The following is a 12,735-nucleotide window of genomic DNA, read 5'->3' on the forward strand; positions in this document are numbered from 1 at the left end:
CAATCCCCTGAGAGAAATCAGTTGGGCGGTTGAAAGAGGGGGCGAATTCTAACGCATCCGGTGTGGCCAGGCATATGAAGCGTGATCATGCGCAGGATAAGCGGCGCTCACGAGCCTGGCCGGCGCCGTGGTCGGCCCGGGAGAGGCAGGGCAAACGGGAGGCGCGGCTAGTCGAGCATGAACAGGCTCAGGCCGCAGAACTGCGCTTCGAACTGGTGGGCGGGCATCGGCCGGCCGAGCAGGTAGCCCTGCACTTCATCGCAGTCGTGGCCGCGCAGGAAGTCGAGTTGAGCCTGGGTTTCCACGCCCTCGGCGATCACCGTCAGGTTGAGGCTGTGCGCCATGGCGATGATCGCCCGGGCGATCTGGCCGTCCTGTTCGCCCTGGGGCAGGCCGTCGACGAAGCTGCGGTCGATTTTCAGCACGTCGATGGGGAACTGCTTGAGGTAGTTGAGCGAGGAATAGCCGGTGCCGAAGTCGTCGATGGCGATGCACAGGCCCAGGTTCTTCAGGTCGTTGAGCGTCTGCATGGCGCTGGCCACGTCCTGCATCAGGATGCTCTCGGTCAGTTCCAGCTCCAGGCAGGCCGGGTGGATGCCACTGTCGTTGAGGATGCGTGCGATGCGCCGATTCAGGTCGCCCTCGGCGAACTGGCGGGCCGACAGGTTCACCGAGACCTTCGGCACGCGTACCTTGTTGCCGTGCCAGCGGCTCAACTGGCGGCAGGCTTCGGCGAGCACCCATTCGCCGACCTGTACCACCAGGCCGAGTTCTTCGAGCACCGGGATGAAGGCGTCCGGCGCCACCAGGCCGCGCTTGGGGTGCTGCCAGCGCAACAGGGCCTCGACCCCGGTGAGGCGCTTGCCGTTGCCGGAGAACTGCGGCTGGTAATAGAGCACGAATTCGCCCTGTTCCAGGGCGTGGCGCAGGTCGCTTTCCAGCTCCAGGCGCTCCAGGGCGCTGGCGTTCATGTCCGCCTGGTAGAACTGGAAGTTGTTCTTGCCACGCTCCTTGGCGTGGTACATGGCGGTATCGGCGTTCTTCATCAGCTGGCTCAGCTCCTTGCCATCCTGCGGGCTCAGGGCGATGCCGATGCTGGCGGTGACGAAGAATTCACGCCCCTCGAGGACGAACGGCCGGGCCAGGCTGGCGAGGATCTGCTCGGCGACATGGATCGCCCGGTGCAGGGCGCCGTCACGCTGGGCGTTGGACTGCAGCAGCAGGGTGAATTCGTCGCCACCCATGCGCGCCACGGTGTCGTCATCGGCGACACAGGCGGCCAGGCGCACCGCCACGTCCTTGAGCATGCGGTCGCCGGCGGCGTGGCCGAGGGAGTCGTTGATCGGCTTGAAACGGTCGAGGTCGAGGAACATCAGTACCACCCACCCCTGATGCCGTTCGGCATGCTGCAGGGCGGTGTGCAGGCGATCCTGGAACAGGGTGCGGTTGGGCAACTGGGTCAGGGCGTCGTAGTAGGCCAGGCGGTGGATGCGCTGTTCGCTGGCCTTGCGTTCGCTGATGTCGCTGAAGAAGCACACATAGCTGACCAGGTCGCCTTCCTCGTCATGCACGGCAGTGATGCCGACCCAGGACGGGAAGTGCTCGCCGGTGCGGCGCTTGAGCCAGATCTCGCCTTCCCAGCTACCGCGCTGGTTGAGCTGCGTGAGTACGTAGTTGAAGTGGCTGCTTTGCTGGCTGTCGGCGGTGAGCATGCCCGGCAACTGGTCGAGCACCTGCTCCGAGCTGTAGCCGGTGACGCGGCTGAAGGCCTTGTTGACCTGGACGATGTAGCCGGCCGGGTCGGTCACCAGAATCGCCGCCGTGGAGTGTTCGAAAACGGTCGCGGCCATGCGCAGGTCCTTTTCCGCGCGGCGCTGCTGGGAAATGTCGCGGCCGACGCCGAGCAGGCCTTCGAAGCGGCCGTTCTCGTCCCACATTGGCACCAGGCGCAGTTCCACCGGGATCTTGCGCCCGTCGGCGCGCAGGCAGTCGAACACGAACAGCTTGGGCTTGAGCTGGCCGCGCAGTTCGGTCAGTTGCTGCGGGCTACCCAGGGCGGCGCCGATGCGATCGAGCAGGCCATAAAGACCGGCCAACTGCTGCGGATTGGTCGCCATGCCCTGGAAGCCGTTGTCCTGTACCCATTGTGCGCTGTAACCGAGTACCGGCTCCACCGAGGGGCTGACGTAGTTGAGTGCCAGGGCGCTGTCGGTGGAGAAGATCACGTCGCTGATGCTTTCGGCCAGCAGGCGGTAACGTCGCTCGCTGTCTCTCAGCGATTCGCTGCGCTCGATCTGTTCGGTGATGTCCTTGGCCACGCCGATCATGCGGCCGACACGTCCGTTGGCTTCGCGGGAGAGGGCCTGTTCACGGATGCTGAACCAGCGCCAGGTGCCGTCCCGGTGGCGTCCGCGGAACTGGGATTCGAGCTGTATGCCGTTGCCGATCACCGTCTGCAGGTTACGGATACGCCAGTAAAAGTCGCTGTCATCGGGGTGGATGATGCGCTCCCAGAAGTGCTCGCCCATGGCTTTTATCTGGGCGTTGTCGTAGCCCAGTTTGGAACCGATGTCGTGGTTGCTGAAGAGCAGCCTCCGGCTGGGGATATCGTTCACGTAAAGCGTGTCCGGCACCGCGCGCACCACGTCCGCCCAGAAGCGTTCGCGCTCGACCAGGGACAGCTCGATGCGTTTGCGGCTGGTGATGTCGCTGATGCTCAGGGTGACCGCATGCAGGTCCTGTGCGCTTTCCGGCAGGCGCATGACCAGCCACAGGTGGCGGTCGAGACCGTTGGGCGCGCTGATCTGGCTTTCCAGTTCGAGCTGGCCGCCACCGTCGAGCAGGGCGGCGATCAGTTGCACGCGGAAGCCCTCGGGGTTCAGCGCGCCGCGGTCGATCAGCAGTTGCCAGGCCTGTTTGGCGGAGTTCACCCCGAGCAGGCGCAGGGCGACCTGGTTGGTCTCGGTGAAACGCATGCGCTTGAGCAGTTCGCCATGTTGCTGCGGGTGCTCCTGCAGCCAGGGCAGCAGTTGGGCGCCGCAGTTGAGGCCCTCGGCCTTGAGGTAATGGTAGAGCTCGGCGAGGTCGAGCACGCAGAGCGCGGTGCCGGTGCCGTCGAAGATGTCCTGGTAGCGGCGCCGGGTTTCCTGCAGCACCTGGGTGGCGTGCTGCTCTTCGGTGACGTCGCGCAGTACCCAGACGAAGCCCAGGTGGCGGGCTTCGTCGCCTAGGTCGCTGCGGGTGATGTTGAACAGCCGGGTTTCGCCATTCTGCCTGACCTTGACCAGATCGGGCCCCAGGCCGCTGTGGAAGGCGGTGGCATGCAGCAGGAGCGGGTCGAGGCGCGGCAGCAGTTCGAGCAGGTGCCAGTCACGGGCGTGCTGATTGGCCAGGCCGAACAAGGCTTCGGCCTGGGGGTTGAGGTAGGTCAGGCGGCCGTCGCTGTCGGTGACCAGGACGCGTTCTTCGATCGCCCCCAGCGCGCTGGCGGCCTGGCGCAGGGAGCGTTTGGAGGCGATGTTGAGGGCATGCAGATGGCTTTGCTCGCGTAGCAGGCGGTACAGGGCGAACAGCGTGAGCAGGGTGCACAGGGTGAACAGCAGGAACTTGCCCGCCATCTCGGGCAGGATCTGGGCCCGTAGCTTGCGGGCGTCCATGGTGGCGCGCAGTTGCCAGTCGGAGCCTGGCAGCGGCTGCAGCAGGATGGTCTGCGCCTGGTTGGCCGCCGTCACCAGTGGATAGCTGGGGCCATGCGGCGCCGAATGATCGCGAAAGTCGGCGATCACCCGTTCGCTGATGCTGTCCTCCAGCAACCAGGGATATTCGCTCTGGCGGTTGTCCAGCAACCAGGCGTGCAGGGCGGTGGTGGGCAGGCGCAGCAGCCAGTAGTCGTTCTGTGCGGGGGTATGCAGCAGCAGGTAGATACGGCCACTGCCCATGGCGCTGAAGGCATAGTGATAGGGCTGATCGCTGCTGCGCTGCAGCAGTTGGGCGAGGGCGTTCCGGTCGTTGGCCAGCGGGTCGCTGTCATCCAGCAGCATGCCCGCTGCGTTCAGGCGCGCCAGGCTCTGCAGAGAAGGGAACACTGCCCGCAGGTTGTCGAGATGGTCGGCGTAGGGGGGAGTGGAGGTTGTCTGGTCGGGAGCCGCATTCAGTACCGCCAGCCCCGCTTTGGCGGCGGATTCCAGGCTCAGCCCCAGGTGGTTGGCCAACTGCGCGCTGACGGCCTGGTTGAGCTGGCGCTGATTGTCCTGCAGCTGCCGCGACTCGAGCTGCAATTGCCACAGCAGCAGCACCAGCATGCCGAGAACCAGTGTCACCAGCGCACCCTTGACCGAGCGGCGCATGGGAGGTGGCGAATTATCGCGTAAGGGACGCATGGGTTTTGCTGCTGACACGTGTTGAAAATCCTGCTGCGGCGAGGGAGGGCAGGTGATGCTGCTGAGATTCCGGACCGGGCTGGCGAAGTTCCGGGGCGGCTAGCATGCCACAACCGTGGCGAAGTGCCAGCGCAGGCGACGAGTGCCGTTTGCCCTGTGCAGCGCATTCCGGTAGCTTTACCGGCTCGCGCGCGAGGGTTTGCGCGCCTTGCGGCGGCGTGCCGTTGCAGCCGCCTGCCCAGCGCCTTCGACCGCGCCTCGCACCCCATGTGCGACTGCCTGCGGCGACTTTTTCCGTTACCTGTCCAGAACCAAGGTTATCCATGGCTCAATACGTCTACACCATGCATCGGCTGAGCAAAGTCGTGCCGCCGAAGCGGGAAATCCTCAAGAACATCTCCCTGTCGTTCTTCCCGGGCGCCAAGATCGGCGTGCTCGGTCTCAACGGTTCGGGCAAGTCCACCCTGCTGAAGATCATGGCCGGGGTCGACACCGAGTTCGACGGCGAAGCCCGCCCGATGCCCGAGCTCAACGTCGGTTACCTGCCGCAGGAGCCGCAGCTCGATCCGAGCAAGACCGTGCGCGAAGTGGTGGAAGAAGCGGTCAGCGCGATCAAGGACGCCCAGGCCCGCCTGGACGAGGTCTACGCCGCCTACGCCGAGCCCGACGCCGATTTCGACAAGCTGGCCGCCGAGCAGGCCAAGCTCGAAGCCATCCTCCAGGCCAGCGATGGCCACAACCTGGAGCGCCAACTGGAAGTCGCCGCCGATGCCCTGCGCCTGCCGGCCTGGGACGCCAGGGTCGAGCACCTGTCCGGCGGCGAGAAGCGCCGTGTGGCCCTGTGCCGCCTGCTGCTGTCGGCTCCCGACATGCTGCTGCTGGACGAACCGACCAACCACCTGGATGCCGATTCGGTGGCCTGGCTGGAGCACTTCCTCCACGATTTCCCGGGCACCGTGGTGGCGATCACCCACGATCGCTACTTCCTGGACAATGTCGCCGGCTGGATCCTCGAACTCGACCGTGGCGCGGGCATTCCGTACGAGGGCAACTACTCCGGCTGGCTGGAGGCCAAGTCGGCGCGCCTGGCCCAGGAGTCGAAGCAGCAGTCGGCCCACGAGAAGGCCATGAAGGAAGAGCTGGAATGGGTGCGCAAAGGCGCCAAGGCCCGCCAGTCCAAGTCCAAGGCGCGCCTGCAGCGCTTCGAGGAGATGCAGTCCCAGGAATTCCAGAAGCGCAGCGAAACCAACGAGATCTACATCCCGGCCGGCCCGCGCCTGGGCGACAAGGTCATCGAGTTCAAGAACGTCAGCAAGGGCTATGGCGATCGCCTGCTGATCGACAACCTGTCGTTCGCCATGCCCAAGGGCGCCATCGTCGGGGTCATCGGCGGCAACGGTGCCGGTAAATCCACGCTGTTCCGCATGATCATGGGCAAGGAGCAGCCGGACTCGGGCAGCATCGAGATCGGCGAAACCGTGCAGCTGGCCTGCGTGGATCAGAGCCGCGACGACCTGGACGGCAGCAAGTCGGTGTTCCAGGCCATCTCCGACGGTTCCGACCAGATCCGGATCGGCAACTACGAAATCCCTTCGCGCACCTACGTGGGCCGTTTCAACTTCAAGGGCGGCGACCAGCAGAAGTTCGTCAAGGATCTCTCCGGCGGTGAGCGTGGCCGTCTGCACCTGGCCCTGACCCTGAAGGAAGGCGCCAACGTCCTGCTGCTCGACGAACCGTCCAACGACCTCGACGTGGAAACCCTGCGCTCCCTGGAGGAAGCCCTGCTCGACTTCCCCGGCGCCGCCATCGTGATTTCTCACGATCGCTGGTTCCTGGACCGCGTGGCGACCCACATCCTGGCCTACGAGGACGACTCGCAGGCGGTGTTCTTCGAAGGCAACTACACCGAGTACGAAGCCGACCGCAAGAAGCGCCTCGGCGAGGCCGCCGCCCAGCCGCACCGGGTCCGGCACAAGAAACTGGCGCAGTAAGCGCGGCAATGAAAGAACGGGGCCACTGGCTGGTGCCTGTCAGATGAGGTTTTCGCAGGAGCAGGAAGGCCTGTGTAAGTGCGGAAAACCGCAGTCCGGGTAGGAGCGTCGCCCTCGGCGCGATGCCAGGGTGGCCATCTCACGAGCGTGTGATGGCCACCATTCGCCGCGGGGGCGCGGCTCCTACAGGACTAGCGCCGTTTGCGGACCAAGCGCTTCACTGACTTGCATTCGCCCCTGGCTCCGTTTTCTATTCCTCGGTTCTGCTGCTGACTTCGACCCGCAGCGCCTTGCCCCGTGGTGTGCAGCGTATCGTCGTCGGGCCGAACGCTTCGATCACCTGAATGTTGCTCCGCAGGTGTTCGCTCAGGTGCGTGGTGGTGAAGCTGCCCGCACCCGCCAACGCCATGGGCAACAGAAGCTGATCGGCCAGGTGCTCGGCTACCGCGGCCTCGCTGGCAAGCCACTGACGCAGCGGTTCGATAGCCCGGTCGGCGACCGTTTCGGCCCGCACACCGGACTGCCCGAAGGCGCAGAACTGTTCCGTCAGATGCTCGCAGGCCACCGTCAGCATGAGGATGTTGCCGGGGCCATGACTCTGATCCAGCCAGGTGCAGTGCAGGTCCTCATCCGGCCACTTCAGGCGCTTGCCGACACGCTCCAGTTCGCGCTCGCCGACATGGCCGGCAATTCCTGCCAGCAGCACCTGCGCGTGCTGGCCCGTTATCGCGCCGCGCTCGGGCAGATCCATCGGCAGCAGCCGTGAAGGCTGGATGAACGCCTCCAGTGCGCCACCGCCGGCCGGCATGAAACCATGGCGGTGCAGTTGCAGTTCGACCCGCGCGCCCATGCGCCGCAACAGCGGCAGCCACGCCAGTTCGAGAAAGTCGAAAGGCGGTGCCGCCGGGTTGTGGGTGCCACCGCTGATGCGTACCCGGCTCGGCTCGGCGGCATGCAGCAGGGCGGGCAGAATGCTCTGCAGCACCAGGGTGCAGCTGCCGGCCGAGCCGATGGCGAAGCGGTAGTCGCCACCCCGGAGTACCTGCGGGCGGAAGGTCAGGGTGGTGGCGTGCATCTCGGCGCCCTCCAGCTCCGCGCCGCTGACCTGCGCGGCAGCCAGCACGGCGGTCAGGTGCTGACGCAGCAGGCCCGGCCGGCTGCGTTTGGCGCGGATATTGTGGATACGCAAGGGTCTGCCGGTGATCATCGACAGGCTCAGCGCCGTGCGCAGCACCTGTCCGCCACCGATGGCGCCATCCAGTTCGAGAATGTCCTTGTCCATCTGTGAATCCTTGTCGTTTCGCCGAGCGTTCCCACGCTCGCTGGTACGCTCAGTACGTAGCCCGGGTTGAGCTTGCGATACCCGGGTGTCACTTCGCTCGACCCGGGCTACGTCGGTTCAGGCGTAGCGCTTCACCATCTCGCGCAGGTAGTCGTCGAGTACGGCGCTGTCCGCCCGGGTGCGTGGCAGGACCGGCACCGGGCGTTCCAGTTGTGCCTCGATAAAGGTGTGCAGCGCCGGGCGGCGCGGGCCGTAGGCCGACTCATCGGCGTTGCGCTTGAGCGCCAGCAACTCGTCCACTTCGGCCAGCAGCGCGTTATCGTTCACCGTCTGCAGCAACTCGGCGAAGGTCATCGGCGGCCGCCCGCGACCCTGGTCGATCCAACGCACGGCCAGTAGCGGGCGCAGGACGTAGAAGTACTTCTTGAAGCGCACCGAGTCGCCCTGCAAATAGCCGCGGAAGTTCTTCCTGGCCATAGACAGGTAGTGATTGCGTGCCGCCGGTGGGCTGTAGAAGGTTTCCGCCAGTTCGCGCAGGCGTGCCGTTGCTTCGTCCTCCTGGCGATACACCAGTGGCGAGTCGAGCCACTCCAGCAGGGTGGGGTTGGATTTGCGCAGCAGACCGAGGGTCTTGCGCAGCTCCCAGCCGCTGACGTCCAGTTCGTCGTCCAGCGGGCGCTCGATCACATCGCGCGGCGTGTCCACCTGGACGAACCAGTCCGGCTTCTCCACGTAGACGAAGCGTACGTCGTAGTCACTGTCGGGCGAAGCGAAGCCCCAGGCGCGGCTGCCCGATTCGCAGGCGTAGAGCACCTTGACGTTGCGCTCGTGCTCGACGCGTTGCAGTTCTTCCAGCACCCGTGCGCGCATGCTGTCGCTGAGTGGGTGGTGTTGTTGCATGTCCATGTTCCCGATCCTTGTTCTTGATCAGTCCGCCGCGCTGGCGGCCAGCGCGGACAATGTTCGTCGTCGCGGGTTGTACAGCGTGAGGCACCAGATGCCCCACCATTCCTTACCGTCGTCGAAGTAGCTGCTCCAGGTGCTGCGCTGCGGTTCGGCGTGTCCATCTCCGACCCAGTCGAACACCTGCAGCCCTTCGTCGGGATACAGCTTCAGCACCTGCAACCATTCGCGGAAGTCCGTCACCTGCAGACCGGTGCCGTAGGGCGGATCGCGGAAGCTCCGGCACAACAGGCCGTCCTCGCTGATCAGTTCACGCACTGCGTCGACTGTGAGTGCCTGCGGGCGGGCTTGAGCCAAGCCCGGTTTCAGGTCGGGCCAGCACTGCTTGGCATAGCGGGGGTCGCGTGCAATCAGCTCCAGCCGCCAAATCCGTGCGCGTTCCTGTATGGTCTCGAACAGCATCTGCAACGCCAGGCGATGTTCCGCTTCGCCTGGCGTGGCGGTCGGATCGAGCGTTGCCACCGTGAAGTCAAAGACGCAGCCCGCCTGTTCCAGGCGAGTGCGCAGTCCGTCGAGTCGCTGGTTTTGTACGGGTTGCAGCATGTCCTCACCTTATCCTTTCACGCACACCACCTGACGCAGGGTGTGCACGACTTCCACCAGTTCGCGCTGGGCATCCATGACCTGGTCGATGTCCTTGTAGGCCATCGGGATTTCGTCGATCACGTCGGCGTCCTTGCGGCATTCGACGTGGGCCGTGGCCTTGATCTGGTCGGCCACGCTGAACAGTTTCTTGGCCTTGGTTCGGCTCATGGTGCGGCCGGCGCCGTGGCTGCAGGAGCAGAACGCTTCTTCGTTACCCAGGCCGCGGACGATGAAGCTCTTCGCCCCCATCGAGCCGGGGATGATCCCCAGTTCGCCTTTCTTCGCCGACACCGCGCCTTTGCGCGTGACCAGTACCTCTTCGCCGAAGTGACGTTCCTTCTGCACGTAGTTGTGGTGGCAGTTCACCGCTTCCAGCGCGACCTCGAACGGCTTGGCGATAACGCCACGCGCCGCCGCGATCACCGCGTGCATCATCAAGGCACGGTTCTGCCTGGCGAAGTCCTGGGCCCAGCCCACCGCTTCCACGTAGTCGGCGAAGTGCTGGCTGCCTTCCTCGAAGTAGGCCAGGTCGCGGTCCGGCAGGTTGGCGATGTGCTGGCGCATATCGGCCTGGGCCAGTTCGATGAACAGGTTGCCGATGGCGTTACCCACACCGCGCGATCCGCTGTGCAGCATGAACCAGACACGGTTGGCTTCGTCCAGGCAGACCTCGACGAAGTGGTTGCCGGTTCCCAGCGTGCCCAGGTGCTTGCGGTTGTTGGTCTTCTCCAGTTTCGGGTACTTGTCGGTGATCGCCTTGAAACGGTCGCTCAGGGCCGACCAGGCATGGTCGGCCAGTTCCGGCACGTTTTCCCAGGCACCCCGGTCTCGACCGGCGCGGGTGTTGCTGCGGCCATGGGGAACGGCTTTCTCGATGGCGGCGCGCAGCCCGGCCAGGTTGTCCGGCAGGTCGCAGGCCATCAGCGAGGTACGTGCGGCGATCATCCCGCAACCGATATCCACCCCGACCGCGGCCGGGATGATGGCGCCGATGGTGGGAATCACGCTGCCGATGGTCGAGCCCTTGCCCAGGTGCACGTCCGGCATCACGGCCAGGTGCCTGAAGATGAAGGGCATCTTCGCGGTGTTCATCAACTGCTGGCGGGCCTCTTCCTCGACCGGGACGCCTTGCGTCCACAGTTTGATCGGCTTGCCGTTGGCGACTTCCAGCAGGTTGTAGGTCTTGGTTTGCATCGTTATTCACTCGTATTCGGGCTGGCTGTGCCAGCGTGTTCTCGGTGCGGCGACAAAAGTTGGTGAAACATGCACGATGCTCTATCCGTTGGCTGAGCTACAGCCTTGCGGCTGGCGGGATTCGAACCCGCGACCCTCGTGTCCCTGTAGTTCCACCGGCATTCGCCGGGCCAAAAATGGTGGAGGCTCCAGCCTCCTTGCAGCGACAAGATGACGGGCACATTTGCTCTACCGACTGAGCTACCCGTTACCGGGGCGGGGTTCGAACCCGCGACACAATGTAGTACCCATGGCATTCGCTGCCGACCCACCGTGGCGGGCCTTGAAAAGATGCGACGACAAAAGTGGTGAAACGTATTTTCGTGTTCTGCCATTGAACTACGGCCCCCCAGTGATGGAGCCGACGGGACTCGAACCCGCATCTCGACCGTGGAAGGGTGTAGTTCCACCGGCATTCGTCGCAAAACTCTGAATCAGGTGGCACGACAAGAGAAGTGACTGTTCCGTGTTGCCACGGGCCGGTATCGAAACCGGCATAACCCTGTACAGCCACTGGCATTCGTGCCTTCGCGCGTAGTCGACAAGGGGACGATGAGACATTCTGGAGGTAGTCCCGTCGGCATTCGAATACGTTCGAATCGTCAATCTTGTGCGCCCAGCCCCCATTGGCCGGACGCGTTCTCATATCTCCATCTGCTCGATGGCATCGACCCAGTGGCCGGCGCCAAACTTACCGCTGGCGAACTGTGCCAGCACGTCGAACACCGCGTCGCTGAAACCGCCGACATTCAGGATGTCCGCTCGGTCCGCCGCCTGCGTGGTGCCGTAGGGCTGCAGGTCGATGCAGATCAGCCGCGCCTGCGGGTTGAACTGCTTGATTCGCTCCCACTGGCGCAGGGTTTCCGTGGCGCCATGGCGGCGGGCGTCGATCCAGGATTCGTTGTCGGAAACCAGGATCAGCGTATCCACCTTGGCCTTGGCGTCCGCCAACTGCTTCAGCGGTGCGGAGCAGCTGGTTCCGCCGCCACCGATTGCCGCCAGCTTCTGGGCGTTGCTCATCACGCTGTCGCGAGGGTTGAGCGTCACCTTCACCACCTTGTTCTCGAACGGCAGTACCTGAGCGCGAGGTTGCTTGCGCAGGATCGCCGCCGCCACCAGTGCCGCCACGTCGATGCAGCGCACCGCCGTCGTCGCACCCTGGCGATAGCCGGTGACCGGGCTCGCCATCGAGCCGGATACGTCCGGGCACACCACCACGTTGCCACTCAGCGCCGGCACGTTGGCCAGCGACAGCTCCAGGGCGTCCTGCAGCGCTTCGCGCACCACCAGCGGCACATCGTTGCCGGTCATGCGGTAGGCCGCCAGCAACTGGTACGGGTAGACCCGCGCCTTGGCCACCACCTCGGCATCGGCCAGGCGCTGCGCCAACGCGGTGGCGCAGCCCTCGACCGCGAATGCGCCGTGGCGCAGCAGCGTGTTGAGGTTCATGCGCAGCGCCTGCCAGCCCATGCGGCCAGCCAGTTCGGCCCATTGCGTCGCGCTCAACGTTTCGTTGCCGAGCAACTGGAACGGTACGTCAGGCAGTTCGCTGCTGGTCCCGCTGCGAAACGCCAGCAGCGAGCGGGTCAGCACTGGCAGGGCCTCGGCATCCGCCGGCTTGCCGATCAGCCAGGCGAAGAACGCTTCGCGCCAGGCTTCGGCCGGCTTGGGGTGAACCATCTTCACCACGTCCGCCAGCGATGGCTGGTTGCCGATCGCCGCCTGCAGCAACTGGCGTTCGCTGGCGCTGTTCAACCAGGCCTGCACCAGGCGCTTGGGCTGCGAACCGAGGGATTTGCGTCCGGTCACGCCGCTGCGCAGGATCTGCACGAAGGTGCGCAGCATCTTGCCGTTATCCACTACCTGTTCGAACAGTGCGGGCACCAGGCTCGACCGTTGCGCGGCCAGGGCCGCCAGCAACAGGGCCGGCATGTCCTTCATATGGCCTTTCTTGCGGGCATACAGGGCGGCCTTGGCCACGTAGCGGGCGTCCAGTTCGGCGACCAGTTTCAGTACCTCGGCCAATTGGGTCTCGGCATCGGCGTAGAAGGTCTGGTTCAAGCAGCCGGTTACCGCCAGTTGCGCCAGTTTGTGCTTGGGCTGGTAGGCATAGGCCGGCGCCTGCTGGTGGTTCAGCGCATCGCTGGCAGGCAACTGGGCTTCGCGGCTGTTGAACAATTTGAAGTTGGCCATCATGGCGTCTCACTCTGTGTTTCCGTGTTGTCAGAGCTATTGCAGCGGATGTGCCAGGTTTTCTATTTTTCTATTAAAAAATAATTAACTATATGATTTTAAAGGTTTA

Annotated in this window: 7 protein-coding genes; 1 reads left to right on the plus strand and 6 read right to left on the minus strand. The window is 64.6% G+C overall.

Annotation, left to right across the window (positions count from 1 at the left end; all coding sequences use genetic code 11):
• Window positions 1–167 precede the first annotated feature (167 nt).
• Complete coding sequence (locus tag DNK34_RS14120) at window positions 168–4,379, minus strand: sensor domain-containing protein (RefSeq protein ID WP_242675329.1); 4,212 nt, start codon at window positions 4,377–4,379, stop codon at window positions 168–170.
• 323 nt (window positions 4,380–4,702) lie between these two features.
• Here DNK34_RS14120 and ettA point away from each other — a divergent pair, with 323 nt between their 5' ends.
• Window positions 4,703–6,370, plus strand: a complete 1,668-nt coding sequence (gene ettA / locus DNK34_RS14125) for an energy-dependent translational throttle protein EttA (protein WP_131175665.1) — start codon at window positions 4,703–4,705, stop codon at window positions 6,368–6,370.
• A 250-nt stretch (window positions 6,371–6,620) separates the two neighbouring features.
• Here the strand turns inward: ettA and rtcA are convergent, their stop codons facing one another.
• The 5 genes from rtcA to DNK34_RS14150 form a co-directional block, all read right to left on the minus strand.
• On the minus strand, window positions 6,621–7,652 hold the full coding sequence (gene rtcA / locus DNK34_RS14130) for an RNA 3'-terminal phosphate cyclase (RefSeq protein WP_131175664.1): 1,032 nt from the start codon (window positions 7,650–7,652) through the stop codon (window positions 6,621–6,623).
• A 117-nt stretch (window positions 7,653–7,769) separates the two neighbouring features.
• On the minus strand, window positions 7,770–8,558 hold the full coding sequence (locus tag DNK34_RS14135; protein ID WP_131175663.1) for a nucleotidyltransferase domain-containing protein: 789 nt from the start codon (window positions 8,556–8,558) through the stop codon (window positions 7,770–7,772).
• A gap of 21 nt (window positions 8,559–8,579) precedes the next feature.
• On the minus strand, window positions 8,580–9,158 hold the full coding sequence (locus tag DNK34_RS14140) for a hypothetical protein (RefSeq protein WP_131175662.1): 579 nt from the start codon (window positions 9,156–9,158) through the stop codon (window positions 8,580–8,582).
• Between the two features lie 9 nt (window positions 9,159–9,167).
• Window positions 9,168–10,394, minus strand: a complete 1,227-nt coding sequence (locus tag DNK34_RS14145; RefSeq protein ID WP_131175661.1) for an RtcB family protein — start codon at window positions 10,392–10,394, stop codon at window positions 9,168–9,170.
• Between the two features lie 681 nt (window positions 10,395–11,075).
• A complete protein-coding gene (locus DNK34_RS14150) occupies window positions 11,076–12,626 on the minus strand; it encodes a vWA domain-containing protein (protein ID WP_131175660.1) in 1,551 nt (516 codons plus the stop codon).
• Between the last annotated feature and the right edge of the window lie 109 nt (window positions 12,627–12,735).

This window comes from Phytopseudomonas dryadis (genome assembly GCF_004327355.1).
Lineage (GTDB): Bacteria > Pseudomonadota > Gammaproteobacteria > Pseudomonadales > Pseudomonadaceae > Aquipseudomonas > Aquipseudomonas dryadis.